Here is a 25,427-nt window from a genome sequence, read left to right as displayed (position 1 = left end):
TGGATGCAAAAAAGAAGATTCATCAAAACCATAGCCTCTGGCGCACTGTTTGCAAGCGCGCCAGTCATTTTTACTGCCTGCTCTGAAGCTTCCAAACCGGCGTTCAAAGGGGTGGATATCACCGGTGTTGACTATGCGAAGGATCTGCCGCTGACAGATCAATTCGGCAAGGCGCGGCACCTCTCGGATTTCGCCGGGAAGGTGGTGACGGTTTTCTTTGGCTACACCCATTGCCCGGATGTCTGTCCGACGACCATGTCGGAAATGGCCCAGGTCAAGTCTGAATTGGGTGCCGATGGTGACAAGTTGCAGGTCATCTTCGTCACCGTCGATCCCGAACGCGATACGCCGGAGATCCTCAAGGCCTACATGGTCAATTTCGATCCCTCTTTCCTCGCGCTGCGCGGCTCTGCGCAGGAACTCGCCGCCGTTGCCAAGGATTTCAAGATTTTCTACAAGCAGGTACCCGGCCCCACGCCGACGAGCTATACCATGGACCACTCGGCAGGCTTGTACGTGTTTGATCCCAGCGGCCGGCTGCGCCTCTTTCAGCGCTATGGCGTGGGGGTGCAGCCTTTGGCGGACGACATACGCCTGCTGCTTGCCGAGGCGTCGGCGCGCGGCTGAGGCCGCGGCGCCCTTGCGCGCGTCGCAGGTTCAGGCGTATTCGACCAACGCCTTTTTCATTTTTTTCATTGCCGCCACTTCGATCTGGCGGATGCGCTCGGCGCTGACGCCGTACTCCGCGGCGAGCTCATGCAGCGTCATGCCGCCCGAGCCGTCGTCGTTCACCTTGAGCCAGCGCTCCTCGACGATGCGGCGGCTGCGCGCATCCAGACCTTCGAGCGCTGTCGAAATGCCCTGAGAGGCGAGCGCATCACGCTGGCGCGACTCGATCATGGCCGTGGGTTCATGCGCTGCATCCGACAGGTAGGCAATCGGCCCGAACGCCATTTCACCATCGTCACTGGGCGCGGGATCGAGCAGCACGTCGCCGCCGGACATGCGCGTTTCCATCTCGACCACTTCTTCGGGCTTGACGTTCAACTGGCGCGCAACGGTGTCGATCTCATGCTCCGTCAGCGTTTCGCGGTAGGTCTGGGCATCCTGTGCGTCGGCCTTGAACTCCTGCTTCATGGAGCGCAGGTTGAAGAACAGCTTGCGCTGTGCCTTGGTGGTGGCGACCTTCACCATGCGCCAGTTTTTCAGGATGTATTCGTGGATTTCCGCCTTGATCCAATGCATGGCGTAGCTCACCAGACGCACACCCTGATCCGGGTCAAAGCGCTTGACGGCCTTCATGAGCCCGATGTTGCCTTCCTGGATCAGGTCTCCATGCGGCAGGCCGTAGCCCAGGTATTGGCGCGAAATGGCAACCACCAGACGCAGGTGCGAGAGCACCAGGCGCCCGGCAGACTCCAGGTCGTTGTCCTGACGCAGTTCCCGGGCGTAGCGCTGCTCTTCTTCCAGCGTCAGCATGGGCAGGCGGTTGACTGCCGTGATGTACGCGTCCAGATTGCCCAGCGGCGGCACCATGGCCCACGGATTGGCGCGGGTCAGTGTCGTTATCGTTGCGGCGGAAGCGTTGTTCAGGGCCATGTCGGATGTCCTTTCTTGCATGGGCGGGATGTTAGCACTCGGTTCGATGGAGTGCTAAATCCAAAGTTCCGCGTGCATGAAGCCATTCGTGCCACACTGTCGGCATGGGGCATCTCGCAGGCTTGCATCTGATCACTCTCGTCACGACGACGGTGGGAAGCGCCGAGGATGCCGAACGCCTCGCGGGCGCGGCGGTGGCCCGGCGGCTGGCTGCCTGTGTGCAGGTGCTGCCAGTGCAATCACACTATCGCTGGCAGGGTGTGCTGCGGCATGAGGCTGAATGGCGGTTGGAGTGCAAGACGGTGCCGGAAAGAACCGGTGCGCTGATCGCGTTGCTGCAGCGGCTGCATCCGTACGCATTGCCCGAACTGGTGATTCACTCCCTGCGCGCTGATTCGGCCTATGCGGCCTGGGTAGCGCAGGAAACGGCGCCCGGTGATTGACTGGAGGCAGAGGCGGGCCATGCGGCCGGATCGATTTGCCGCATGGTGCCGGCGCCGCCGTTTTCTCGCGGGAGCCGCAGGGGCCTCTGGAAGCAAACCTCGTGGAAAGTTGCACGTTAAAGCGGATTTCCTGTCCACCGGCGGTGCGGACAATGCCTTGGGCAGCGCATTGCGCCGACTCGGCTTCTCCAAAAATCGCGTGGTGTCCGAACCCGGCCTCCCATTGGACTGCTTGGTGGTAGGTTGTGCGGGCGTGGCGGACTGGGGTGGTGACGATGGCGTGCCAGCCCGCGCTGCTTCGGTTCGATGTGCTTCCACGCTGTAGCGCTTTTGTCAGCCTGTCTGTTGGAAGGCTTGAGGCTGTGGCCGGGAAAGGAAAGGGCTCCTGATCTTTCAATCAGGAGCCCTTGCAGTGGTGCGGCTGGCAGGAATCGAACCCACGACCCCTTGGTTCGTAGCCAAGTACTCTATCCAGCTGAGCTACAGCCGCGAAGCGCGCAAGTATAGCGCAGCTTTGTGGTTGTTTTCATGTATTCCATGCGTAAATCACGTGTAGATTCTGGGCCAGGGTCATTGGCGTGCATAGCCGAGGCAGGCCCCGGCATTGGGCATGCCGCGGCATTCGCGGGTCAGGCGGCGTTCTTCGCGCGCTGCAGCCAGGCGCCGTTTGCGCTCCGCGGCAGCTTCCACCGAATTGTTCACTTTCACAGCCCGCTTCTTTGTCGTAGGGTGGGTCGTGCCTGGCTCTTTCTTGCTTTTCGCGCCGGCCTGCGCGACGGGCGCCAGCGCGAGCCAGGCGCAAGCAGTGACGGCGAGGACGGTCAGCCGGAGCATCGGCCTGCGGGGAAGTGGGGTGTCTGGGTACATGCTGCGTGGGTTTCAAGGAATTTTGTGTGCCGTGATGGTGGCAGCTTTTCATTGCGGGATGCTGGGGGAAAGCATCCATAGCCAAGATGGGGGACACGACTTATAATCATCTGGTTCTGCATGGTGCAGGACGCACGCCAGAGGATGTTTCAGCCGCTGGCGCAAGTAACACCGGGGCCCGTCCGGCACGAAAAGCGCGCACGATGCGCAGATCGCGGCCAGCGCTGGCGCTCCACCCCAAGGAAACATCATGATTTCTTCTTCCGCCAAGGCCGAGGTGGTCAAGGCCAATGCGCGCACCGCCACCGATACCGGCAGTCCTGAAGTGCAGGTGGCACTGCTCACCGCGCGCATCAACGAACTCACGCCGCACTTCAAGGAGCACAGCAAGGACCACCATGGTCGCCGTGGCCTGCTGCGCATGGTGAGCCGCCGCCGCAAGCTGCTGGATTACCTCAAGGCCAAGGATGCCGAGCGCTACACGGCGCTGATCGCCAAGCTCGGCCTGCGCAAGTAAGCGCCTTCGGCCCTGCAACGCCTGAGCTGGGAGCCCTGGCCCGGGCGTTTTGTTTTTTCAAGAGGGATTCAGGCAGAGCGAAGCTGTGTCATTCCAATCCTGTGTTGGCTTCCAAAAAAGGAGTGCTCAGCGCATGACTGGAATGGCATCGCGATCTGTTTGACCTTCAAACCAAGGCTGCACATACGCAAGCAGCTATTTTCATTGGAGCAAACAATGACCCTGTTCAACAAAACCACCAAGACCTTCCAGTGGGGCCAGCATCAGGTCACCATGGAAACCGGCGAGATTGCCCGCCAGGCCAGCGGAGCCGTGCTGGTCAACATCGACGACACCGTGGTGCTGGCCACCGTGGTGGCATCGAAGAACGCCAAGCCGGGGCAGGATTTTTTCCCGCTGACGGTGGATTACATCGAAAAAACCTACGCCGCGGGCAAGATTCCAGGCAATTTCTTCAAGCGCGAGGCCAAGCCGTCCGAGCTGGAGACATTGACCTCCCGCCTGATCGACCGCCCGATCCGCCCGCTGTTCCCCGAAGGCTTCTACAACGAGGTGCATGTGGTCATCCACACCGTCTCGCTCAACCCCGAGGTGGACGCCGACATCGCCGCCATGATCGCCGTGAGCGCCGCCCTGTCGGTGTCGGGCATTCCGTTCAACGGCCCGATCGGCGCCGCGCGCGTGGGCTACATCAACGGCGAGTACGTGCTCAATCCCGGCCAGACGCAGCGCAAGAGCAGCCAGCTTGACCTCGTCGTGGCCGGCACCGAAGCCGCCGTGCTGATGGTCGAATCCGAAGCGCAGCAACTGCCCGAAGACGTGATGCTGGGTGCCGTGGTCTATGGCCACGAGCAGAGCCAGGTTGCCATCAATGCCATCCACGAGCTGGTGCGCGACGCCGGCAAGCCGGTGTGGGACTGGCAGGCTGCGCCCAAGGACGAGGCGCTGATCGCCAAGGTGAATGCGCTGGGTGAAGAAAAACTGCGCGCCGCCTACCACCACCGGAACAAGCAGGTGCGCACCCAGGCCTGCCGCGAGGCCTATGCGGCCGTGAAGGCGGGCCTGACGGAGCAGGGCGTGGCGTTCGACCCGGTGAACGTGGACAACCTGCTGTTCGAGACCGAGGCGCGCATCGTGCGCGGCCAGATTCTGGCGGGCGAGCCGCGCATCGACGGGCGTGACACGCGCACCGTGCGGCCGATCGAAATCCGCACCAGCGTGCTGCCGCGTACCCACGGTTCGGCCCTCTTCACGCGCGGCGAAACCCAGGCGCTGGTGCTCACCACGCTGGGCACCGAGCGCGACGCGCAGCGCATCGACGCACTCGCCGGCGAGTTCGAGGACCGCTTCCTGTTCCACTACAACATGCCTCCGTTCGCCACCGGCGAAGTCGGCCGCATGGGCTCGACCAAGCGCCGCGAAGTCGGCCACGGGCGCCTGGCCAAGCGCGCGCTGATCGCCTGTCTGCCGAGCAAGGAAGAGTTCCCCTACACCGTGCGCGTGGTCTCCGAGATCACCGAGTCCAACGGCTCCTCGTCGATGGCCTCGGTCTGCGGCGGCTGCCTGTCGCTGATGGACGCGGGCGTGCCGATGAAGGCGCACGTGGCCGGCATCGCCATGGGGCTGATCAAGGAAGACAACAAGTTCGCGGTGCTCACCGACATCCTGGGCGACGAGGATCACCTGGGCGACATGGATTTCAAGGTCGCGGGCACCACGGCGGGCGTGACGGCGTTGCAGATGGACATCAAGATCCAGGGCATCACCAAGGAAATCATGCAGGTGGCACTGGCCCAGGCCAAGGAAGCGCGCATGCATATCCTGGGCAAGATGGAGCAGGCGCTGGGCGGCGCGAAGGAAGAGATTTCCAGCTTCGCGCCCAAGCTTTACACCATGAAGATCAACCCCGAGAAGATCCGCGACGTGATCGGCAAGGGCGGCGCCACCATCCGCCAGCTGACCGAGGAAACCGGCACGCAGATCAACATCAACGAAGACGGCACCATCACCATCGCCAGCAACGACGCCGCCAAGGCCGACGAGGCCAAGCGCCGCATCGAGCTGCTCACGGTCGAAGCCGAGGTGGGTCGTGTGTACGAAGGCCCGGTCACCAAGATTCTGGACTTCGGCGCCCTTGTGAACATCCTGCCGGGCAAGGACGGCCTGCTGCACATCAGCCAGATCGCGCATGAGCGGGTGGAGAACGTGGGCGACTATCTGCAGGAAGGCCAGATCGTCAAGGTCAAGGTGCTGGAAACCGACGAAAAGGGCCGCGTGAAACTGTCGATGAAGGCCTTGTTGGATCGCCCCGCGCGTGAAGACCGCCCGGAGGGTGACAACGGCGGGCGCGGCGGCTACGGCGAGCGTGGTGACCGCGGAGATCGCGGCTACCGCCGCGGTGGGCGCGACCATGACCGCGCACCGCGTGAAGAGGCGCCGCGCGACGAGAGCCCGGCGCAAGGTGAAATCTGAAGCTATCAAAACCAGTGCTGCTACCGCATGTCCAGCATGCGCTGGCGGCACTTTTGATTCCAAATTGAAATGACTGCAGTGATGCGTACCGTTGAGATCACGGCGTTTGGCCCGGCGGAGAACCTGCGGCTGGGCGAGCGGCCCGTGCCGCAGCCAGGCCTTGGCGAGTTGCTGATCCGCGTGGCCGCCAGCGGCGTGAACCGCCCGGACGTGATCCAGCGCCTGGGCCACTACCCGCCGCCGCCCGGTGCGTCGGATCTGCCGGGGCTGGAGGTGGCGGGCACCGTTGTTTCCGGTGATGGCGCCGCGCTGGCGCAGGCGGGCCTTGCGGTCGGCGATCGCGTCTGCGCGCTGGTGGCGGGCGGGGGCTATGCCGACCACTGCGTCGCGCCCGTCGCGCAATGCCTGCCGGTGCCCGAGGGCCTGGGTGATGTGGAGGCGGCATCGCTGCCCGAGAACTACTTCACGGTCTGGAGCAACGTTTTTGACCGCGGTCGTCTGAAGGCCGGTGAAACCCTGCTGGTGCAGGGCGGCAGCAGCGGCATTGGCGTGACGGCGATCCAGCTTGGGAAAGCCTTTGGCGCGACAGTGCTGGCCACGGCGGGCAGCGAAGAAAAATGCGCCGCCTGCGTGCGACTCGGCGCGCAGCATGCGATCAACTACAAGTCGCAGGATTTTGTTGCCGAGGTGCAGCGTCTGACCGATGGACGCGGCGTGGACGTGATCCTGGACATGGTGGCGGGCGACTACGTGGCGCGCGAAGTGCAGTGCCTGGCCGAAGACGGGCGCCTGGTCATCATCGCCGTCCAGGGCGGCATCAGGTCGGAGCTCAACGCTGGCCTGGTGCTGCGCAAGCGCCTCACGGTCACCGGCTCCACGCTGCGTGTGCGGCCGGTGGCATTCAAGGGGGCGATCGCGCAATCCTTGCGCACGCAGGTCTGGCCGCTGTTTGCGGGCGGTGCGCTCAAACCCGTGATCCATGCCACTTTTGCGGCAGCCGATGCCGCCAAGGCCCATGCGCTGATGGAATCGAACCAGCACATCGGCAAGATTGTTCTGACGTGGTGAAGAGGTGATGGCAGTCATGAAACGCCAGAAATTCATAGCCGGCAACTGGAAGATGAACGGTGGCCTCCAGGCCAATGCCGAATTGCTCAGTGCCATTGGCGAAGGTCTGCGCGCGCAGGCGCCAGCGTGCAGGGTGGCCGTCGCCGTTCCCATGCCCTACCTCGCGCAGGTGCGGCAGTTGCTGGCTGGCGGCGCCATCGAACTCGGGGCGCAGGATGTTTCGCGGCACGAGAAGGGCGCTTTCACCGGCGAAACCTCGGCGGCGATGCTGGCGGAATTCGGCGTGCGGCATTGCCTCGTGGGGCATTCCGAGCGGCGCCAGTACCACGGCGAAGCCGATGCCGTGGTGGCGGCGAAGGCGCAGCGGCTGCTGGTGCACGGCATCACGCCCATCGTCTGCGTAGGAGAGACTCTGGGCGAGCGCGAGGCCGGGCAGACCGATGCCGTGGTGGCGCGCCAGTTGGGGGCTGTACTGGCGCTGCTGGGGTCTGATGCGGCGCGCATCGCCGTGGCCTACGAGCCTGTGTGGGCCATAGGCACCGGGCGCACCGCGACGCCGGAGCAGGCCCAGCAGGTGCATGCGGCCTTGCGTGCGCAGCTGGCGGGCGCGCAACCGGGCGCGGCGAATGTGCCGCTGCTCTATGGCGGCAGCATGAACGCGGCCAACGCCGCCGACCTGCTGGCCCAGCCCGACATCGACGGCGGCCTGATCGGCGGTGCCGCGCTCAAGGCGCCAGATTTTTTAAAAATTATCGGCTCAACGCATGATTTATAAGCGCTGACAGCTATGAATATCGGAGTAAATTAAGATGCATCTACTGCTCAACATCGTCTTTGCCGTGCAAATGATTGCGGCGATTGCCATGATCGGCCTGATCCTCATACAGCATGGCAAGGGGGCGGACATGGGTGCGGCCTTTGGCAGCGGCAGCGCGGGCAGCGTGTTCGGCGCCAGCGGCAGTGCCAACTTTCTCTCGCGCACCACTGCGGTGCTTGCGACGGTGTTTTTTGTCGCAACACTGACACTGGCCTATTTTGGCAACCAGCGCCCGGTGAACAACAGCGTGGACAGCGTGCTCGAAAGGTCTGTCGGCACGGCGCCTGCGGCACCCAAGCCGGCGGCTGATGCGCCTGCGGCGCCAGGCGACGAGGCGCCAGCGAAGGCCGGAGCCGACAGCAACCAGATCCCGACAAAGTGAGCGCGGCGGGCAGCGCAAAAAGGCCTTGCCCAGTCCTGGGGTGAGGGTTTTTACGGGTTAGAATTGCCCGTTGTCCGGAAGACTCCAACGAACAACTGTTCGGCCCTCCTGCGCTTTTCCGGATGCCTACAACAAGCCGTCGTGGTGGAATTGGTAGACACGCTATCTTGAGGGGGTAGTGGCGAAAGCTGTGCGAGTTCGAGTCTCGCCGACGGCACCACATCAGGGACACTCTCCCGTGCTCGCGAGAGCGAAGAGGGTGGCCCCGTGCAAAGTAGATCGACCCGATGAACCTTGAAGCCTACCTCCCCGTACTCTTGTTCATCCTGGTGGGCCTGGCCATAGGCGTGATTCCGCTGCTGCTGGGCTGGATCCTTGGCCCCAACCGACCCGATCCCGCCAAGAATTCCGCCTACGAATGCGGTTTCGAGGCCTTTGACGATGCGCGCATGAAGTTCGACGTGCGCTACTACCTCGTCGCGATTCTGTTCATACTGTTCGATCTGGAAATCGCCTTCCTGTTTCCCTGGGCCGTGGCGCTCAAGCAGGTGGGCATCGCAGGGTTGCTTGCCGTGTTCGTCTTTCTGGCCATTCTGGTCGTGGGCTTTGTCTACGAATGGAAAAAAGGCGCCCTTGAATGGGAATGAACGGGTGTTTGAGAGGTTGTTGCCATGATTGAAGGTGTGATGAAGGAAGGCTTCGTCACCATGAGCTATGACGCCGTGGTGAACTGGGCCAAGACCGGGTCGCTTTGGCCGATGACCTTTGGCCTGGCCTGCTGCGCCGTCGAAATGATGCATGCGGCCGCTGCGCGCTACGATCTGGCGCGCTTCGGTGCCGAGGTGTTTCGCGCCAGCCCGCGCCAGTCCGACCTGATGATCGTCGCCGGCACGCTGTGCAACAAGATGGCGCCGGCGCTGCGCAAGGTCTACGACCAGATGGCCGAGCCGCGCTGGGTCATCAGCATGGGCTCCTGCGCCAACGGCGGCGGCTATTACCACTACAGCTATTCGGTGGTGCGCGGCTGCGACCGCATCGTGCCGGTCGATGTCTACGTACCCGGCTGCCCGCCCACGGCCGAGGCGCTGATCTACGGCATCATTCAGCTGCAGCAGAAAATTCGCCGCACGCAAACCATTGCGCGCGCTTGAAGGGATGGCAAACATGGCTGATGTGGCAATCCGTCCCGAAGCGCTGCGCGACGCGGTGGCAGCGGCCCTGGGCAGCCTGGCCAGCGAGGTGACGCTGGCGGTGGGCGAAGTCACCGTGGTGCTGCCCCTGGCCAACTACCTGGCTGCGATGCAGACGCTGCGCGATGCGCCCGATTGCAAATTTGAACAGCTCATCGATCTGTGCGCGCTGGACTATTCGGCCTGGCGCGATGTCGGCGCCGATGGTCCGCGTTTTGCGGTGGTCTCGCATCTGCTCTCGGTCTCGCTGAACCAGCGCGTGCGCGTGCGGGTGTTCTGCACCGATGATGATTTTCCTATCGTGCCCTCGGTGACGCCGCTCTGGAGCGCCGCCAACTGGTTCGAGCGCGAGGCCTTCGATCTGTACGGCGTGGTGTTCGATGGCCATGAAGACCTGCGCCGCATCCTGACGGACTACGGCTTCATCGGCCATCCCTTCCGCAAGGATTTCCCGATCTCCGGCGAGGTGGAAATGCGCTACGACGAGGCACAGCGCCGCGTGGTCTACGAGCCGGTGAGCATCGAGCCGCGCGAGATCACGCCGCGCGTCATTCGCGAAGACCACTACGCGGGGCTGGATCGCGGCGACCAGTGGCATGGCGGGGTGAACCGGTAATGGCTGAAATCAAGAACTATTCCCTGAACTTCGGCCCGCAGCACCCGGCCGCGCACGGCGTGCTGCGCCTGGTGCTGGAACTCGACGGCGAGGTGATCCAGCGCGCCGACCCGCACATCGGCCTGCTGCACCGCGCGACGGAAAAGCTCGCCGAGACCAAGACCTACATCCAGTCGCTGCCCTACATGGACCGGCTGGACTATGTCTCGATGATGTGCAACGAGCATGCCTATTGCCTGGCCATCGAGAAACTGCTGGGCCTTGAGGTGCCCATCCGCGCGCAGTACATCCGCGTGATGTTCGCCGAAATCACGCGGCTGATGAACCACCTGATGTGGCTGGGTTCGCACGGGCACGACTGCGGTGCGTCCACCATGCTGCTGTGGACCTTCCGCGAGCGCGAAGACCTGTTCGACATGTACGAGGCGGCCTCCGGCGCGCGCATGCACGCCGCGTATTTCCGCCCCGGCGGCGTGTACCGCGACCTGCCCGACAGCCTGCCGCAGTACAAGCAGAGCAAGGTCAAGAGCCCCAAGGCGATCGCCGATCTCAACCGCAACCGCCAAGGCAGTCTGCTCGATTTCATCGACGATTTCACCCAGCGCTTTCCTGGCTGCGTCGATGATTACGAGGTGCTGCTGACGGAAAACCGCATCTGGAAGCAGCGCACCGTGGGCGTTGGTGTGGTTTCGCCTGAGCGCGCGCTGAATCTGGGCCTCACCGGTCCGATGCTGCGCGGCTCGGGCATCGCCTGGGATTTGCGCAAGAAGCAACCCTACGAGGTCTATGACCGCATGGATTTCGATATCCCCGTGGGCAAGACCGGCGATTGCTATGACCGCTATCTGGTGCGCGTCGAGGAGATGCGCCAGTCCAATCGCATCATCAAGCAGTGCGTCGATTGGCTGCGCGCCAATCCCGGCCCGGTGATCGTGGACAACTACAAGGTCGCGCCGCCGCCGCGCGAGCGCATGAAGACCGGCATGGAGGATCTGATTCACCATTTCAAATTCTTCTCCGAAGGTTTTCGCGTGCCTGCGGGCGAGGCCTACGTGGGTACCGAGCATCCCAAGGGCGAGTTCGGCATTTACATGGTGAGCGACGGGGCGAACAAGCCGTACCGCCTGAAAATTCGTGCGCCGGGCTTTGCCCATCTGGCGGCGTTCGACGAGCTGGTGCGCGGCCACATGATCGCGGATGCCGTGGCGATCATCGGCACCATGGATATCGTGTTCGGAGAGATAGACCGATGATCAGCGAAGCAACCCGGGAGCGTTTTGCCCGCGAAGTGGCCAAGTACCCGGCCGAGCAGCAGCGTTCGGCCGTGATGGCGTGCCTCGCGATCGTCCAGCAGGAGCAGGGCTGGATCAGCCAGGAGACTGAAGTGGAAGTGGCGGCCTACCTCGGCATGCCGCCGATCGCGGTGCACGAAGTCACCACCTTCTACAACATGTACAACCAGAAACCGGTGGGCAAGTTCAAGTTCGCCGTCTGCACCAATCTGCCCTGCCAGCTGCGTGGCGGCGGCCAGGCGATGGAGCATCTGCAAGGCAAGCTCGGCATTGCCATGGGCGACACCACCGGCGATGGGCTGTTCACCCTGCAGGAGTGCGAATGCCTGGGTGCCTGCGGCGATGCGCCGGTGATGCTGGTCAATGACCGCGACATGTGCAGCTGCATGGACAACGGCAAGCTCGATGCGCTGATCGACGGCCTGCGCGCTGCGGAGGGCAAGGCATGAGCACGGTGCAGCAAGTCCTGTCGGCCTTTCAGGCGCAGGGGCAGGAAACCTGCTTTCACGGACGCCACATCAGCCCGCAGATTTACGCAGGCCTCGATGGCAGCAACTGGCGCCTGAAGGATTACGAGGCGCGTGACGGCTACCAGGCGCTGCGCAGGATTCTGGGGGCCGACGGGGGGCAGAAGCTGACGCCAGACGAGGTGATTGCCACGGTGAAGGCGTCCGGCCTGCGCGGGCGCGGCGGCGCGGGCTTTCCCACGGGGCTCAAGTGGAGCTTCATGCCCAAGAATGCGCCCATCAAGCACCTGTGCTGCAACTCCGACGAGGGCGAGCCCGGTACCTTCAAGGACCGCGACATCCTGATGTACAACCCGCACATCGTCATTGAAGGCATGGCGATCGCTGCGTATGCGATGGGCGTGAATCTGGCCTACAACTACATCCACGGCGAGATTTTCTCTACCTACGAACGCTTTGAAGAGGCGCTGCAGGAGGCGCGCGCCGCCGGCTACCTGGGCAAGAACCTGCTGGGCAGCGGGTTTGATTTCGAGCTGCACGCGCACCACGGTTTTGGCGCCTACATCTGCGGCGAGGAAACCGCGCTACTTGAATCGCTGGAAGGCAAGAAGGGCCAGCCGCGCTTCAAGCCGCCGTTCCCGGCAAGCTACGGCCTCTACGGCAAGCCGACCACGATCAACAACACCGAGACCTTCGCGGCCGTGCCCTGGATCTTCCGCCACAGCGCGCAGGAGTATCTGGAGTGCGGCAAGCCCAACAACGGCGGCACCAAGATCTTCTCGATCTCGGGCGACGTGGAGAAACCCGGCAACTACGAGATTCCGCTGGGTACCCCGTTCACCAAGCTGCTCGAACTGGCGGGTGGTGTGCGCGGCGGGCGCCAGCTCAAGGCGGTGATCCCCGGGGGCTCGTCCTCGCCGGTGCTGCCCGCAAGCATCATGAATGAGTGCACCATGGACTACGACAGCATCGCCAAGGCGGGCTCCATGCTTGGTTCGGGTGCGGTCATCGTGATGGACGAGACGCGCGACATGGTTGAATGCCTGCTGCGCCTGTCGTATTTCTACATGCACGAATCCTGCGGCCAGTGCACGCCCTGCCGTGAGGGCACGGGCTGGCTCTGGCGCATGGTGCACCGCGTCCAGCACGGACAGGGGCGTGCTGAAGACATCGAGAAGCTCGACGAAGTGGCGTTCAACATCATGGGTCGCACCATCTGCGCGCTGGGCGACGCGGCGGCCATGCCGGTGCGCGCCATGATCAAGCATTACCGGCATGAGTTCGTGGCCAAGATCGAGGCCGCGGCGCGGCAGGCGCAGGCCGCCTGATCGCGGAAAGAGCATATGGTTGAAATCGAACTGAACGGCAAGAAGGTCGAGGTGCCCGAGGGCAGCATGGTGATGCATGCGGCCGAAATCGCCGGGACCTACATCCCGCATTTCTGCTGGCACAAGAAGCTTTCCATCGCGGCCAACTGCCGCATGTGCCTGGTGGACGTGGAAAAGGCGCCCAAGGCGGTGCCCGCCTGCGCCACGCCGGTGACCAACGGCATGATCGTGCGCACGCTGACCGACAAGGCGGTGCGGGCGCAGGAATCGGTGATGGAATTCCTGCTGATCAACCACCCGCTCGACTGCCCGGTGTGCGACCAGGGCGGGGAGTGCCAGTTGCAGGATCTAGCCGTGGGCTACGGCATGTCGGCCTCGCGTTTCACCGAGGAAAAGCGCGTGGTGCTGCGCAAGGAGGCGGGGCCGCTGATCTCGATGGAAGAGATGACGCGCTGCATCCACTGCACGCGCTGCGTGCGTTTCGGCGAGGAAATCGGCGGGGTGATGGAACTCGGCATGGTCAACCGTGGCGAGCATTCCGAGATCACCACGATCAAGGGCGACACCATCGATTCCGAGATCTCGGGCAACATGATCGACATCTGCCCGGTGGGTGCGCTCACCAGCAAACCCTTCCGTTTTGCCGCCCGCACCTGGGAGCTGTCGCGCCGCCGCTCGGTTTCGCCGCACGATTCCAATGGGTCGAATTTGACTGTGCAGGTCAAGAACCACAAGGTGCTGCGCGTCGTTCCCTACGAAAACGAAGACGTGAACGAATGCTGGATCGCCGACCGCGATCGCTTCTCGTACGAGGCGCTCAACAGCGACGAGCGCCTGACGCGCCCCCTGCTCAAGCAGGGCGGCCAGTGGCACGAGGTGGACTGGCAGACGGCGCTGGAATACGTGGGCAACGGCCTGCGCGACATCGCGGCGGAACATGGCGCGGGCAGCATCGGCGCGCTGGTCAGCCCGCACAGCACGCTCGAAGAGCTCTACCTTGCCAGGCAGCTCATCAACGGCCTGGGCAGCGACAACATCGACCACCGCCTGCGCGCCGCCGAGTTTGAAACCGGCACGGGCGTGCGCTGGCTGGGCACGTCGATCGCATCGCTCAGCACGCTGCAGGCGGCGCTGGTCGTGGGCTCCAACCTCCGCAAGGACCACCCGCTGTTTGCCCAGCGCATCCGCCAGGCGGTGCGCAAGGGTGGCTGCTCGGTCAACGCCATCAACGCGGTGGATCACGACTGGGCCATGCACATGGGGCAGGTGATGGTGGCTCCGGCGTCGCGCTGGGCTGCGGCGCTGGCCGAAGTCGCGGCTGCCGTGGCGGCGCAGAAGAACGTTGCGGCGCCGGTTCCTGTGCAGACGCTCGGCGAGCAGGCCAAGGCGGTGGCCGCTTCCCTGATCGCGGGTGAACGCAAGGCCATCCTGCTGGGCAACGCCGCAGCGCACCACGCCAAGGCCTCCAGCCTGCTGGCGCTGGCACAGTGGATAGCGCAGAACACGGGCGCCACCGTCGGCTACCTCACCGAGGCCGCCAACACCGTGGGTGCGCAATGGGTGGGCGCGCAGCCGGCGGCGGATGGCCTGAACGCCGCGCAGATGCTGTCGGGCTCGCTCAAGGCGGCGCTGCTGTTCAATACCGAGCCCGAATTCGACAGTGCCGCGGGCAGCGCGTCTGCCGAGGCGTTGGGCAAGGCGTCGATGGTGGTCACGTTCAGCCCGTTCAAGGCGAACATGGCGTTCAGCGACGTACTGCTGCCGATCGCGCCTTTCACCGAAACCTCGGGCACGTTCGTCAACGCCGAGGGCCGCATCCAGGGCTTTCACGCCGTGGTCAAGCCGCTGGGGGAAACGCGCCCGGGCTGGAAGGTGCTGCGGGTGCTGGGCAATCTGCTGGAAATCCCGGGCATGGACTGGGAGACCTCCCAGGATGTGCTCTCGGCCATCACCGGCGCGCCAGCCGGGGAGCTGGGTTTCATTCCGGCAGGCAAACTGGACAACCGCACGCAGGCCGCGCTGGTGGCCGATACCGGCGAGTTGCCCGCGCCGGTGTCGGCGAGCATCTACCAGCTCGATGGCCTGGTGCGGCGCTCCAATGCATTGCAAAAAACCGCTGATGCGCGCGCTGCGCTTGCGGGAGGTGCTGCATGATCGATAGCATTTACAACACCGGACTGCAGCTCAGCGGCGCCCCGTGGTGGACGGGTGCGGGCTGGCCGGTGGTCTGGGGTCTGGTCAAGATCGTCTGCGTGGTGGTGCCGCTGCTGGTGGCAGTGGCCTACATGACGCTCTGGGAGCGCAAGCTGCTGGGCTATATGCAGGTGCGCCAGGGGCCCAATCGGGTTGGCCCCTGGGGGCTGTGGCAGCCGTTCGCCGACGGTATCAAGCTGCTGACCAAGGAGCTGATCCAGCCCACGCAGGCCAGCCAGCGCCTGTTCTGGCTCGGGCCGGTACTGGCGATCATGCCGGCGCTGGCCGCCTGGGTGGCGGTGCCGTTCGCGCCGCACATGGCGGTGGCCAACATCGACGCGGGCCTGCTGCTGATTCTGGCGATCACCTCGATCGAGGTCTACGGCGTGATCATCGCCGGCTGGGCGTCCAACTCCAAATACGCCATGCTGGGCGCGCTGCGCGCCTCGGCGCAGATGGTGAGCTACGAAATCGCGATGGGCTTCTGCTTCCTCGTGGTCATCATGGTCACGGGCAGCCTCAACATGACCGAGATCGTCCTGGGCCAGGGCCGGGGCGCGATGGCGGGCATGGGCCTGGGTTTCCTGTCATGGAACTGGCTGCCGCTGCTGCCGATCTTCGTCGTCTATCTGGTCTCGTGCGTGGCCGAGGTCAACCGCCACCCGTTTGACATGACCGAAGGCGAATCCGAAATCGTCGCGGGCCACATGGTCGAGTATTCGGGCATGGGTTTCGCCATTTTCTTCCTCGCGGAATACGCCGCGATGTGGCTGGTGTCCACGCTGGCGGTCATCATGTTCCTGGGCGGCTGGCTGCCTCCGTTTGAATTTTTGGGCTTCATCCCGGGCTGGATCTGGCTCGCGATCAAGACTGCATTCGTTGTTTCGTGCTTCATCTGGATCCGCGCCACGTTCCCGCGCTACCGCTACGACCAGATCATGCGCCTGGGCTGGAAGATTTTCATTCCGGTCACGCTGGTCTGGCTGGTCGTGGTGGGCGCGTGGCTGGTGTCGCCGCTGAACATCTGGAAGTGACCGGAGGACCTGTTCATGGCTGCCGTTGCCGAACCATCCAATTTCGTACTCAAGGATTTCCTCAAGAGCTTCATGCTCTGGGAAATCGCCAAGGGCATGGTGCTCACCGGGCGCTACGCGTTCCGGCGCAAGATCACGCTGGAATACCCCGAGGAACACACGCCGCTGTCGCCACGCTTTCGCGGCCTGCATGCGCTGCGCCGCTACGACAACGGCGAAGAGCGATGCATCGCCTGCAAACTGTGCGAGGCGATCTGCCCGGCGATGGCCATCACCATCGAATCCACCCAGCGCGATGACGGCACGCGCCGCACCACGCGCTACGACATCGACCTGACCAAGTGCATCTTCTGCGGCTTCTGCGAGGAGAGCTGCCCGACCGATTCCATCGTCGAGACGCATATCTTCGAATACCACGGAGAGAAGCGCGGCGATCTGTATTTCACCAAGGAAATGCTGCTGGCCGTGGGCGACCGCTATGAGCCGGAAATCGCCGCCGCCAGGGCGGCCGACGCCAAATACCGCTGAAGCGCGGCTTTTTACGCAAGATCTGATTCATGGACGCTCAAGCCGGTTTCTTCTATCTGTTTTCCGCGGTGCTGCTGTATGCGGCGCTGCGCGTCGTCACCGCGCGCAACCCCGTGCATGCGGTGCTGCACCTGATTCTTGCCTTCTCGCAGGCGGCCGGCATCTGGCTGCTGCTCAAGGCCGAGTTCCTGGCCATCGTGCTGGTGCTGGTCTATGTGGGCGCGGTGATGGTGCTGTTTGTCTTCGTGGTGATGATGCTCGACATCCGCATGGACACCCTGCGCGGCAATCTGTGGGCGCATCTGCCGCTGGCCGCCTTCGTGGGCGGCCTGGTCGCCTTCGAAATGGGCGCGGTGCTGATGACCGGCTTTCGCGGCGTGGACGAGGCCAGGCCCATGGGCCCGGCGCTGGATGCCGCGGGTCAGGCGATCGCGTATTCCAACACGCGCGAACTCGGCAAGCTGATGTACACCCAATACCTGTACCCGATCGAGGTGGCCGCCGTGATCCTGCTGGTGGCGATGATTGCCGCCATTGCCCTCACGCTGCGCCACCGCAAGGACACCAAGGCGATTGACGCCGGTCTGGCGGTGCGCGCCCGCCCGCAGGACCGGCTGGTGATGGTGAAAATGCCCGCGACGCAGATGGCACCTGTCCCCGAGCCGGTGGCCGAACCCGCGGCGGCCGCAGAGGAGAAAAAAACATGAGCCTGACCCTGGGCCACTACCTGACGCTGGCGGCGCTGCTGTTCGCCATTTCCGTCGTCGGCATCTTTCTCAACCGCCAGAACCTGATCGTGCTGTTGATGGCGATCGAGATGATGCTGCTGTCGGTGAACATCAATTTCATCGCCTTCTCGCATTACCTCGGCGACATGCACGGGCAGATCTTCGTGTTCTTCATCCTGACCGTGGCGGCGTCCGAAGCCGCCATCGGCCTGGCGATCCTGGTGCTGCTGTTCCGCAACAAGTCCAGCATCAACGCGCAGGACATCAACACCCTCAAGGGTTGAGCCGCCCCGCATTGCAAGGTTTTGTCCATGAGTTCAACCCTTTCCGCTTCGACGCTGCTCATCGTTCCGCTGGCACCACTGGCCGGATCGCTGCTGGCGGGTTTTTTCGGCACGGCGCTGGGCGGCAACCGCTTCGGCCGCGGCATCTCGCATTCGGTGACCATCCTGGGCGTGTTCATCGCCTTCGTGGTGTCGGTGATGACGCTGCAGGCCGTGGTCAACGAAGGTGCCCGGTTCGACCAGAACATCTACACCTGGATGACGGTGGGGTCGTTCCAGATGAACGTCGGTTTTCTGATCGACCCGCTGACTGCGCTGATGATGACCGTGGTCACCTTCGTCTCGCTGATGGTGCACATCTACACCATTGGCTACATGGCGGACGACGACGGCTACAACCGCTTCTTCGCCTACATCTCGCTGTTCACCTTCTCGATGCTCATGCTGGTGATGAGCAACAACTTCCTGCAGCTGTTCTTCGGCTGGGAGGCGGTGGGCCTGGTGTCCTACCTGTTGATCGGTTTCTGGTTCAAGCGCCCGACGGCGATCTTCGCCAATCTCAAGGCCTTCATGGTCAACCGGGTGGGCGACTTCGGCTTCATCCTGGGCATAGGCCTGGTCTGGGCCTATACCGGCACGGTGCACTACAAGGAAGTCTTCGCGCAGGCGCCGCAGCTGGCCACGCTGCTGTTCCCGGGCACGCAGTGGATGCTGCTCAGCGTGACCTGCATCTGCCTCTTCGTCGGCGCCATGGGCAAGTCGGCGCAGTTTCCGCTGCACATCTGGCTGCCCGATTCGATGGAAGGCCCCACCCCCATCTCCGCGCTGATCCACGCCGCCACCATGGTGACGGCCGGCATCTTCATGGTGGCGCGCATGTCGCCGCTGTTCGAACTCTCGGACGCGGCACTCAGCTTCGTGCTGGTCATCGGCGCCATCACCGCGCTGTTCATGGGCCTGGTGGGCATCGTCCAGAACGACATCAAGCGCGTGGTGGCGTATTCCACGCTGTCGCAGCTCGGCTACATGACCGTGGCGCTGGGCGTCTCGGCGTATTCGGCCGGCATCTTCCACCTGATGACGCACGCCTTCTTCAAGGCGCTGCTGTTCCTCGGCTCCGGTTCGGTCATCATCGCCATGCACCACAACCAGGACATGCGCTGGATGGGCGGCTTGCGCAAGTACATGCCCATCACCTGGATCACCTTCCTGCTGGGCACGCTGGCGCTGGTGGCCACGCCGTTCTTCTCGGGCTTTTATTCCAAGGACAGCATCATCGAGGCCGCGGCGGAAAGCGTGCTGCCGGGCGCCGGGTTTGCGCACTTCGCGGTAGTGGCGGGCGTGTTCGTGACGGCGCTCTACAGCTTCCGCGCTTATTTCATGGTGTTCCATGGCCCGGAGCGCTACGACCAGAATCCGGACGCCCACCACGGACATGACGGCCACGGACACGGCCATGGCGGCAAACCGCATGAGACGCCCTGGGTCGTCACCGTGCCGCTGATCCTGCTGGCGATCCCTTCGGTGGTGATCGGCTACCCCTATATCGAGCCCATGCTCTATGGCGGTTTCTTTGGCGATTCGATCCAGGTGCTGGCGGCGCATCCGACCATGGCCGAACTCAAAGAGGGCTTTCACGGCCCGATGGCGATGGCGCTGCATGCGGTGCAGACGCTGCCGTTCTGGCTGACGCTGGCCGGGTTTGCGGTGGCGTATTACTGCTACATGGTGAACACCGCCCTGCCCGCCAAGGCGGCCAAGGCCTTCAAGCCGCTCTACGACATCCTCGTCAACAAGTTTTACATGGACTGGATCAACGAGAACATCGTCATGCGCGGCGCGCGACTGCTGGGCACCGGGCTGTGGAAGGGTGCGGATGCCGGCCTGATCGATGGCGCGGTGGTCAACGGCTCCTGGCGCGGCATAGGCTGGTTCGCCGGCATCGCGCGCTGGGTGCAGTCGGGCTACCTTTTCCATTACGCCCTGGTGATGATTCTGGGCGTGCTGGCCCTGATGACGTACTTCGTCTGGCTCAACAAGTAGGAGAACAATAAAAATGGCTTGGTTGAGTCTTGCCATCTGGCTGCCGATCGCGTTCGGTTGTTTCCTGCTGTTTTTCAAGCGGGACGAGCAGGCCGGATTCGTGCGCTGGGTGGCGCTGCTGGGCGCGTTGCTGGGCCTGCTGGTCACGGTGCCGCTGTACCAGGGTTTCCAGATCGGCACCGCGCAGATGCAGTTCGTCGAGAACCTGCCGTGGATCGCGCATTTCCACATGAACTACCACCTGGGGCTTGATGGCCTTTCGTTCTGGTTCGTGCCGCTTACCGCCTTCATCACGCTGATCGTGGTGATCGCCGGCTGGGAAGTGATCCGCGAGCGCGTGAACCAGTACATGGCGGCGTTCCTGATCCTCTCGGGGCTGATGATCGGCGTGTTCAGCGCGCTCGACGGCATGCTGTTCTACGTGTTCTTCGAGGCCACGCTGATCCCGATGTACCTCATCATCGGCGTTTGGGGCGGGCCGCGCAAGATTTACGCGGCGTTCAAGTTCTTCCTATACACGCTGCTGGGTTCGCTGCTGATGCTGATCACGGTGATCTATCTGTACAGCCGCTCGGGCGGGAGTTTTGACATCCTCACCTGGCACGAACTGGCGATTCCGGCGACGGCGCAGACCCTGCTGTTCTTCGGCTTCTTCGCAGCCTTTGCCGTGAAGGTGCCGATGTGGCCCATCCACACCTGGCTGCCCGACGTGCACGTCGAGGCGCCGACCGGCGGCTCGGTGATCCTGGCGGCCATCATGCTCAAGCTCGGCGCCTATGGCTTCCTGCGCTTTCTGCTGCCCATCGTGCCCGATGCGGCGCACGAATGGGCGCCGTTCATCATCACGCTGTCGCTGGTCGCGGTGATCTACATCGGCTTCGTCGCCATCGTGCAGAAGGACATGAAGAAGCTCGTCGCCTATTCGTCGGTGGCGCACATGGGCTTCGTCACGCTGGGCTTTTTCATCTTCAACGATCTGGGGCTCTCGGGCGGCATCGTGCAGATGATCGCCCACGGTTTTGTTTCCGCCGCCATGTTCCTGTGCATCGGCGTGCTGTACGACCGAGTGCACTCGCGTGAGATCGCCGACTACGGCGGCGTGATCAATGCCATGCCCAGGTTCGGCGCCTTTGCCATGCTGTTCTTCATGGCCAATTGCGGCCTGCCGGGCACGGCGGGCTTCGTCGGCGAGTGGATGGTGATCCTGGCCTCGGTCAAGTACAACTTCTGGATCGGCTTCTGCGCGGCCTGGGCGGTGATCCTGGGCGCGGCCTACTCGCTGTGGATGTTCAAGCGCGTGTATTTCGGCGACATCGCCAACGAACATGTCAAGGCCATGCCCGAAATCAACAAGCGTGAGACCTTCATCCTTGCCCTCCTGGCCATCGCCGTGCTGTTCATGGGCGTCTATCCCAAACCCTTCACTGACGTGATGGATGCCTCGGTGGCGCATCTGCTGCAACAGATCGCCACTTCAAAATTGTGAGCAAGACCGGCGGAAAGAAACACAATGATTGACAACCTGAGCTGGCTGGCGGTGTATTCGGAGATCGTGCTGCTCGTGATGGGCTGCGTGATTGCCCTGGTGGATCTGGGCGTTTCCAGCCGCCATCGCAACGTCACCCATTTCCTCACGCTGCTCACCCTGGGCGTGGTCGCCGGTCTGGAGGCCATGTACGCCAGCAGCGGCAATACCTTCTACGGCTGGGGCAACATGGTGGTGTCGGACAGCATGGGCAGCTGGCTCAAGTGCTTCGCCGCCGTCACCATGATGGCCTGCCTGGTGTACGGCAGGCCCTATGCGGGCGACCGCGACATGCTGCGCGGCGGCGAACTGTTCACGCTCTCCACCTTCATGCTGCTGGGCATCTTCGTGATGATCTCGGCCAACAACTTCCTGGTGATCTACCTGGGGCTGGAACTGCTCACGCTTTCCAGCTACGCGCTGGTGGCGCTGCGCCGCGACGATGCGGTGGCGACCGAGGCGGCGATGAAGTATTTCGTGCTCGGCGCCATGGCCAGCGGCTTTCTGCTCTATGGCCTGTCGATGATTTATGGCGCCACGGGGACGCTGGATATCGGCGAAGTGTTCAAGGCGATCAACGCCGGGCAGGTGCGCCACCAGGTGCTGGTGTTCGGCGTGGTGTTCATCGTCTCGGGCCTGGCGTTCAAGCTGGTGGCGGTGCCGTTTCACATGTGGACGCCCGACGTCTACCAGGGCGCTCCCACGGTGATCGCGGTCATCATCAGCAGCGCGCCCAAGCTGGCGGCCTTCGGCATCGCCATGCGCCTGCTGGTGGATGCGCTGCTGCCGCTGGCGATCGACTGGCAGCAGATGCTCGCCGTGCTGGCGATCGCCTCGCTATTCGTCGGCAACGTGATCGGCACGATGCAATCGAACATCAAGCGCATGCTGGCGTACTCGGCGATTTCGCACATGGGCTTCATGTTCCTCGGGCTGATGTCGGGTGTGGTCGGCGGCGCGGTGGATTCCGTCATGGCCGAGCGCGCCTACAGCTCCGCGATGTTCTATGTGGTCACCTACGTGCTCACGGTGGTGCCCGCCTTCGGCGTGATCCTGCTGCTGGCGCGCGAGGGCTTCGAAAGCGAGGAAATCGCCGATTTCGCCGGGCTCAACCGCCGCAGCCCGCTGTATGCCGGCATCATGTGCGTGTGCATGTTCTCGCTGGCCGGCATTCCGCCGCTGGTGGGCTTTTATGCCAAGCTGTCGGTACTCGAAGCCTTGATCTCCAGCGGCAGCACGCTGCACATCGCGCTGGCGGTGTATGCGGTGGTGATGTCGGTGATCGGCGCGTTCTACTACCTGCGTGTCATCAAGGTCATGTATTTTGACCAGCCCCTGACGGCGACGACCGTCTCTGCGCCGGCCGATGTGCGCATCGTGCTGACCTTCAACGCGGCGCTCGTGTTCATCGTCGGCATTTTGCCTGGCGGTCTCATGGCGCTGTGTGCCGACGCCATCGTGCGCACACTGGCCTCATGAGGTGCCCGTGAAGGTCCTGGACCTGCTTTGCCCGCTGGACCATGCGTTCGAGGGCTGGTTTGCGTCCGAAGAGGATTTTCTGGCGCAGCAGCAGCGTCATCTGGTGCAGTGCCCGATGTGCGGCAGCGGCGAGGTCCGCAAGGCGCTGAGTGCGCCGCGCCTGAATCTGCGCGTGGGTTCCGATGCACCGCCAACGGCAGAGAACCCAGGTACCCGGGAGGTGGTGAACGCCGTCCCAGGGCGGGGCAGCCCGACGCTGGCGCTGCAGGCCGCGTGGCTGGAACTGGCACGCAAGGTCATGGCGAACACCGAGGATGTCGGAGAGCGGTTTGCCACCGAGGTCCGGCGCATGCACCGCGAGGAGGTGCCCGAGCGGGCCATTCGAGGCCAGGCGAGTGCACGGGAAACGGCCGAACTGCTGGAGGAAGGCATTGCCGTCTTCCCCTTGCTGCTGCCGGATGCGGCGAAGAACACGCTGCAGTGACGCGGTGCGGCGGGTTGTTCCGCCTCGGCCATCGGACCGGCTTATGCGCGTGCCGCATTAGCTCACAAAAAAGTCTTCGTTTGAGTTTCTGCCTTCCTTTCGCACAATCGTCCCCATTGTTTTCGTGGGGTGAGTGCAATGGTTGGCAAGCAATGGTTTCAGGCAATGCTCGCGGCGACGCTGATGGCTGCGGGCGCGCTGGCCCAGGCGCAGGCGGTTGGCGCCGTCAATGGCTCGGCGCAGGCGGCACGCGCGTTCTTCCAGGAGACCAGGGCGGCCTTTTCAGCCCATGAATCCCGAGCCGCCGATGCAAGTGTCGGGCCCGGTGCGTTTGCGTTCAGCACCACCACGGACATCCAGACGCTGGCGCAACTGGGCGTGGTGGCGCAGGATTGGGCTCGCCAACAGCCCCGGGGGGCGGCGCCCACGGCGTCTACCATCGTCTTCCTGGTGCGCGCAGGCAACCCCAAGGGTATTCGCGACTGGAGCGACCTCACGCGCCAGGAGGTGCATGCGGTCGTTTCCAATCCCAAGTTGTGCAATACCGGGCGCTACGCCTATCTCGCAGCCTGGGGCAGTGCGCGTGAGCAGGGCGCCAGCGATGCACAGGCCGCCGAATTCGTCGGCACGCTCTACCGGCAGGCCCAGGTGCTTGCAAAAGGAGAGCGCGAAGCCGTTGCTGCATTTGCGCGGGAGGGGCAAGGGGATGTGCTGATTGCGCTGGAGTCCGATGCCGGCGCCATCCGTGAGTCAGCGGGCGGCAGCGGGCTCGCGGTGGTCTACCCCTCGGCCAGCGTTTTGGTGGAAAACCCCGTTGCCCTGGCGGTGCACGGCGCAAGTGAAAGCCAGCTGCTCGAAGCCCGGGCCTATCTGACCTATCTCTACACTGATGAAGCGCAGGAAATTGCCGCACGCCACGGCCTGCGTCCGCAGTCGGCGGCGGTGCTGGCGCGCCACGCGGAGAACTTCAAGGCCATCTCGACGTTTCCCGTGGCCAAGTATTTCGGCAGCCTGGAACTGGCGCAGAAGGTGCATTTCAGTGCCGGTGGCCGGTTTGACCAGATCTGGCAGCCCAGCGCACCGCAGCTGGCGGCGGCGGGCGCGCGCGTGCCGTTGTGAGTCACGCCATGGTGTACAGCGGCAGGTCCTGCTCGCCCGCGATCGCATCGAGCTCCTGGCGGGATTTGCCGCGCAGCCATGCCGCTGCGGCTTCATGCACGTCGGGCGCATGCGGATCGGACTGCGGAGGCAGCTGCACCAAGGTAAACAGGCGCGCGGCAAAGTGCGGTTCCAGCGCGGCGAGCGCTACCCGTCCGTCGGCGCAGGGGTAGACGCGGTAGCCGGCGTGGCTCCCGCCCACGTCGCCTTGCGCCGTGGTCAGGCCCCAGCGGCGCGGCAGGCCGAGCCAGGCTGCAGCCTCCGATAGCGCCACATCGATGCAGCTGCCCAGGCCGGTCTGCGCACGCGCCAACTGCGACTGAAGTACCGCCTCGCTGGCCATCAGGGCACCGCCCATGTCGGCAAACAGCGTGGGCGGCAATGCGGTGCCTGTCACCAGCCCGACCTGTGCCATGTAGGTCAGGTCGTGCCCCGGTTCCTCGGCGGCCGCGCCCGGGCTGCCCACGATGCGCACCAGTGACAGCCTGGGATGGCGCGCCTGCAGCGCTTCCCAGGAAAGCCCCAATTTGGCGAGTGCGGATGGGCGAAAGGACGTGAGCAGGACATCCGTCTGCGCCAGTTCCGCCGCCATCAGGGCTTGCCCTTCGGGTGCCTTGAGGTTTGCATGCAGCACGCGCACGCCGGCGTGCATGGTGGTGTAAGCCTCGGGGCAGTAGATGCCCATCGGGTCGCTGCTGCCGCGGCCCGGCGGTGGCGGAGGTTCGAGCTTGGCGCACTCGGCACCCATCTGGCGGCAGCGCATCAATGCGGCTGGGCCGGGAAGATTCAGGGACAGGCTGAGGATGCGAACCCCGGCGAGCGGCGCAATGGGCGGGTGGGCGGACATGGCAATCGGTGCGGTGGAGGGCAGATGGCGCGTCAGGCGGCACAATCGCCGGTTGAACAGGATTTC

The 25,427-nt window shown here is 63.9% G+C and carries 26 protein-coding genes and 2 tRNA genes; 24 read left to right on the top strand and 4 right to left on the bottom strand.

What is annotated here, in order from left to right:
- Positions 1–3 precede the first annotated feature (3 nt).
- Complete coding sequence (locus K320_RS0102330; protein ID WP_024537273.1) at positions 4–627, top strand: SCO family protein; 624 nt, start codon at positions 4–6, stop codon at positions 625–627.
- 30 nt (positions 628–657) lie between these two features.
- On the opposite strand, the gene rpoH is transcribed toward K320_RS0102330, so the two are convergent.
- Positions 658–1,599, bottom strand: coding sequence for an RNA polymerase sigma factor RpoH (gene rpoH, locus K320_RS0102325; RefSeq protein WP_024537272.1), 942 nt, complete (start codon positions 1,597–1,599; stop codon positions 658–660).
- A gap of 104 nt (positions 1,600–1,703) precedes the next feature.
- On the opposite strand from rpoH, the gene cutA reads away from it, so the two are divergent.
- Positions 1,704–2,042 carry a divalent-cation tolerance protein CutA gene (cutA, locus tag K320_RS0102320; RefSeq protein ID WP_024537271.1) on the top strand — a complete coding sequence of 113 codons (339 nt, stop codon included), beginning with the start codon at positions 1,704–1,706 and terminating at the stop codon, positions 2,040–2,042.
- 413 nt (positions 2,043–2,455) lie between these two features.
- Here cutA and K320_RS0102315 read toward each other — a convergent pair.
- Positions 2,456–2,532 (bottom strand) — tRNA-Arg (locus K320_RS0102315).
- Positions 2,533–2,612: 80 nt separating this feature from the next.
- On the bottom strand, positions 2,613–2,876 hold the full coding sequence (locus K320_RS17945) for a hypothetical protein (RefSeq protein WP_024537270.1): 264 nt from the start codon (positions 2,874–2,876) through the stop codon (positions 2,613–2,615).
- Between the two features lie 283 nt (positions 2,877–3,159).
- Here K320_RS17945 and rpsO point away from each other — a divergent pair, with 283 nt between their 5' ends.
- From rpsO to K320_RS0102200, 22 genes are all read left to right on the top strand, one after another.
- Positions 3,160–3,426 carry a 30S ribosomal protein S15 gene (rpsO, locus tag K320_RS0102305; protein WP_051384811.1) on the top strand — a complete coding sequence of 89 codons (267 nt, stop codon included), beginning with the start codon at positions 3,160–3,162 and terminating at the stop codon, positions 3,424–3,426.
- Positions 3,427–3,642: 216 nt separating this feature from the next.
- Complete coding sequence (gene pnp, locus K320_RS0102300; RefSeq protein ID WP_024537268.1) at positions 3,643–5,898, top strand: polyribonucleotide nucleotidyltransferase; 2,256 nt, start codon at positions 3,643–3,645, stop codon at positions 5,896–5,898.
- An 81-nt stretch (positions 5,899–5,979) separates the two neighbouring features.
- Positions 5,980–6,966, top strand: coding sequence for an NAD(P)H-quinone oxidoreductase (locus K320_RS0102295; protein WP_024537267.1), 987 nt, complete (start codon positions 5,980–5,982; stop codon positions 6,964–6,966).
- Between the two features lie 16 nt (positions 6,967–6,982).
- Positions 6,983–7,741: a triose-phosphate isomerase gene (gene tpiA / locus K320_RS0102290; protein ID WP_034342290.1), complete on the top strand. Its 759-nt coding sequence runs from the start codon at positions 6,983–6,985 to the stop codon at positions 7,739–7,741.
- Positions 7,742–7,775: 34 nt separating this feature from the next.
- On the top strand, positions 7,776–8,165 hold the full coding sequence (secG, locus tag K320_RS0102285; protein WP_024537265.1) for a preprotein translocase subunit SecG: 390 nt from the start codon (positions 7,776–7,778) through the stop codon (positions 8,163–8,165).
- Between the two features lie 135 nt (positions 8,166–8,300).
- Positions 8,301–8,385 (top strand) — tRNA-Leu (locus K320_RS0102280).
- Between the two features lie 67 nt (positions 8,386–8,452).
- The gene (locus K320_RS0102275) at positions 8,453–8,812 is read left to right on the top strand and encodes an NADH-quinone oxidoreductase subunit A (RefSeq protein WP_024537264.1); all 360 of its coding nucleotides are present in this window, start codon (positions 8,453–8,455) and stop codon (positions 8,810–8,812) included.
- 24 nt (positions 8,813–8,836) lie between these two features.
- Complete coding sequence (locus K320_RS0102270) at positions 8,837–9,316, top strand: NuoB/complex I 20 kDa subunit family protein (RefSeq protein ID WP_024537263.1); 480 nt, start codon at positions 8,837–8,839, stop codon at positions 9,314–9,316.
- Between the two features lie 13 nt (positions 9,317–9,329).
- On the top strand, positions 9,330–9,971 hold the full coding sequence (locus tag K320_RS0102265) for an NADH-quinone oxidoreductase subunit C (protein ID WP_024537262.1): 642 nt from the start codon (positions 9,330–9,332) through the stop codon (positions 9,969–9,971).
- Positions 9,971–11,224, top strand: a complete 1,254-nt coding sequence (locus tag K320_RS0102260) for an NADH-quinone oxidoreductase subunit D (RefSeq protein WP_024537261.1) — start codon at positions 9,971–9,973, stop codon at positions 11,222–11,224. Before K320_RS0102265 ends, K320_RS0102260 begins: the two co-directional genes overlap by 1 nt.
- Positions 11,221–11,712 (top strand): NADH-quinone oxidoreductase subunit NuoE, encoded by a 492-nt coding sequence (gene nuoE, locus K320_RS0102255; RefSeq protein ID WP_024537260.1) that lies wholly within the window; start codon positions 11,221–11,223, stop codon positions 11,710–11,712. The genes K320_RS0102260 and nuoE overlap by 4 nt, the downstream gene beginning before the upstream one ends.
- Positions 11,709–13,058 (top strand): NADH-quinone oxidoreductase subunit NuoF, encoded by a 1,350-nt coding sequence (gene nuoF / locus K320_RS0102250; RefSeq protein WP_024537259.1) that lies wholly within the window; start codon positions 11,709–11,711, stop codon positions 13,056–13,058. The genes nuoE and nuoF overlap by 4 nt, the downstream gene beginning before the upstream one ends.
- 15 nt (positions 13,059–13,073) lie before the next feature.
- Positions 13,074–15,212 (top strand): NADH-quinone oxidoreductase subunit NuoG, encoded by a 2,139-nt coding sequence (gene nuoG, locus K320_RS0102245; protein WP_024537258.1) that lies wholly within the window; start codon positions 13,074–13,076, stop codon positions 15,210–15,212.
- The gene (nuoH, locus tag K320_RS0102240) at positions 15,209–16,285 is read left to right on the top strand and encodes an NADH-quinone oxidoreductase subunit NuoH (RefSeq protein ID WP_024537257.1); all 1,077 of its coding nucleotides are present in this window, start codon (positions 15,209–15,211) and stop codon (positions 16,283–16,285) included. The genes nuoG and nuoH overlap by 4 nt, the downstream gene beginning before the upstream one ends.
- Before the next feature lie 15 nt (positions 16,286–16,300).
- A complete protein-coding gene (nuoI, locus tag K320_RS0102235) occupies positions 16,301–16,813 on the top strand; it encodes an NADH-quinone oxidoreductase subunit NuoI (RefSeq protein ID WP_024537256.1) in 513 nt (170 codons plus the stop codon).
- Positions 16,814–16,842: 29 nt separating this feature from the next.
- Positions 16,843–17,520, top strand: coding sequence for an NADH-quinone oxidoreductase subunit J (locus K320_RS0102230; protein ID WP_024537255.1), 678 nt, complete (start codon positions 16,843–16,845; stop codon positions 17,518–17,520).
- The gene (gene nuoK, locus K320_RS0102225; protein WP_024537254.1) at positions 17,517–17,825 is read left to right on the top strand and encodes an NADH-quinone oxidoreductase subunit NuoK; all 309 of its coding nucleotides are present in this window, start codon (positions 17,517–17,519) and stop codon (positions 17,823–17,825) included. The genes K320_RS0102230 and nuoK overlap by 4 nt, the downstream gene beginning before the upstream one ends.
- A 27-nt stretch (positions 17,826–17,852) precedes the next feature.
- Complete coding sequence (gene nuoL, locus K320_RS0102220; RefSeq protein WP_024537253.1) at positions 17,853–19,868, top strand: NADH-quinone oxidoreductase subunit L; 2,016 nt, start codon at positions 17,853–17,855, stop codon at positions 19,866–19,868.
- Between the two features lie 13 nt (positions 19,869–19,881).
- Positions 19,882–21,354 carry an NADH-quinone oxidoreductase subunit M gene (locus tag K320_RS0102215; protein WP_024537252.1) on the top strand — a complete coding sequence of 491 codons (1,473 nt, stop codon included), beginning with the start codon at positions 19,882–19,884 and terminating at the stop codon, positions 21,352–21,354.
- Between the two features lie 24 nt (positions 21,355–21,378).
- A complete protein-coding gene (nuoN, locus tag K320_RS0102210) occupies positions 21,379–22,872 on the top strand; it encodes an NADH-quinone oxidoreductase subunit NuoN (RefSeq protein ID WP_024537251.1) in 1,494 nt (497 codons plus the stop codon).
- Between the two features lie 7 nt (positions 22,873–22,879).
- Positions 22,880–23,356, top strand: coding sequence for a DUF1178 family protein (locus K320_RS0102205; protein ID WP_024537250.1), 477 nt, complete (start codon positions 22,880–22,882; stop codon positions 23,354–23,356).
- A gap of 138 nt (positions 23,357–23,494) precedes the next feature.
- Complete coding sequence (locus K320_RS0102200) at positions 23,495–24,475, top strand: sulfate ABC transporter substrate-binding protein (protein ID WP_024537249.1); 981 nt, start codon at positions 23,495–23,497, stop codon at positions 24,473–24,475.
- Position 24,476: 1 nt separating this feature from the next.
- Here K320_RS0102200 and K320_RS0102195 read toward each other — a convergent pair whose 3' ends face one another.
- A complete protein-coding gene (locus K320_RS0102195) occupies positions 24,477–25,361 on the bottom strand; it encodes a CoA transferase (protein ID WP_024537248.1) in 885 nt (294 codons plus the stop codon).
- Positions 25,362–25,427 lie beyond the last annotated feature (66 nt).

Source organism: Comamonas badia DSM 17552 (genome assembly GCF_000484635.1).
Lineage (GTDB): Bacteria > Pseudomonadota > Gammaproteobacteria > Burkholderiales > Burkholderiaceae_C > Comamonas_C > Comamonas_C badia.
The sequence above is the reverse complement of the archived record's forward strand: the minus strand, read 5'-3'. Positions and strand labels throughout refer to the sequence as shown.

Coding starts and splice junctions, on each gene's coding strand:
- rpoH (WP_024537272.1), bottom strand. CDS start 1,599: ATGGCCCTGAACAACGCTTCCGCCGCAACGATAACGACACTGACCCGC.
- rpsO (WP_051384811.1), top strand. CDS start 3,160: ATGATTTCTTCTTCCGCCAAGGCCGAGGTGGTCAAGGCCAATGCGCGC.
- K320_RS0102195 (WP_024537248.1), bottom strand. CDS start 25,361: ATGTCCGCCCACCCGCCCATTGCGCCGCTCGCCGGGGTTCGCATCCTC.
- nuoI (WP_024537256.1), top strand. CDS start 16,301: ATGGCTGCCGTTGCCGAACCATCCAATTTCGTACTCAAGGATTTCCTC.
- cutA (WP_024537271.1), top strand. CDS start 1,704: ATGGGGCATCTCGCAGGCTTGCATCTGATCACTCTCGTCACGACGACG.
- pnp (WP_024537268.1), top strand. CDS start 3,643: ATGACCCTGTTCAACAAAACCACCAAGACCTTCCAGTGGGGCCAGCAT.
- K320_RS0102295 (WP_024537267.1), top strand. CDS start 5,980: ATGCGTACCGTTGAGATCACGGCGTTTGGCCCGGCGGAGAACCTGCGG.
- nuoF (WP_024537259.1), top strand. CDS start 11,709: ATGAGCACGGTGCAGCAAGTCCTGTCGGCCTTTCAGGCGCAGGGGCAG.
- nuoN (WP_024537251.1), top strand. CDS start 21,379: ATGATTGACAACCTGAGCTGGCTGGCGGTGTATTCGGAGATCGTGCTG.
- nuoL (WP_024537253.1), top strand. CDS start 17,853: ATGAGTTCAACCCTTTCCGCTTCGACGCTGCTCATCGTTCCGCTGGCA.
- nuoK (WP_024537254.1), top strand. CDS start 17,517: ATGAGCCTGACCCTGGGCCACTACCTGACGCTGGCGGCGCTGCTGTTC.
- K320_RS0102275 (WP_024537264.1), top strand. CDS start 8,453: ATGAACCTTGAAGCCTACCTCCCCGTACTCTTGTTCATCCTGGTGGGC.
- K320_RS0102230 (WP_024537255.1), top strand. CDS start 16,843: ATGGACGCTCAAGCCGGTTTCTTCTATCTGTTTTCCGCGGTGCTGCTG.
- secG (WP_024537265.1), top strand. CDS start 7,776: ATGCATCTACTGCTCAACATCGTCTTTGCCGTGCAAATGATTGCGGCG.
- K320_RS0102215 (WP_024537252.1), top strand. CDS start 19,882: ATGGCTTGGTTGAGTCTTGCCATCTGGCTGCCGATCGCGTTCGGTTGT.
- K320_RS0102200 (WP_024537249.1), top strand. CDS start 23,495: ATGGTTGGCAAGCAATGGTTTCAGGCAATGCTCGCGGCGACGCTGATG.
- K320_RS0102270 (WP_024537263.1), top strand. CDS start 8,837: ATGATTGAAGGTGTGATGAAGGAAGGCTTCGTCACCATGAGCTATGAC.
- nuoH (WP_024537257.1), top strand. CDS start 15,209: ATGATCGATAGCATTTACAACACCGGACTGCAGCTCAGCGGCGCCCCG.
- K320_RS0102265 (WP_024537262.1), top strand. CDS start 9,330: ATGGCTGATGTGGCAATCCGTCCCGAAGCGCTGCGCGACGCGGTGGCA.
- tpiA (WP_034342290.1), top strand. CDS start 6,983: ATGAAACGCCAGAAATTCATAGCCGGCAACTGGAAGATGAACGGTGGC.
- K320_RS17945 (WP_024537270.1), bottom strand. CDS start 2,876: ATGCTCCGGCTGACCGTCCTCGCCGTCACTGCTTGCGCCTGGCTCGCG.
- K320_RS0102260 (WP_024537261.1), top strand. CDS start 9,971: ATGGCTGAAATCAAGAACTATTCCCTGAACTTCGGCCCGCAGCACCCG.
- nuoE (WP_024537260.1), top strand. CDS start 11,221: ATGATCAGCGAAGCAACCCGGGAGCGTTTTGCCCGCGAAGTGGCCAAG.
- K320_RS0102330 (WP_024537273.1), top strand. CDS start 4: ATGCAAAAAAGAAGATTCATCAAAACCATAGCCTCTGGCGCACTGTTT.
- nuoG (WP_024537258.1), top strand. CDS start 13,074: ATGGTTGAAATCGAACTGAACGGCAAGAAGGTCGAGGTGCCCGAGGGC.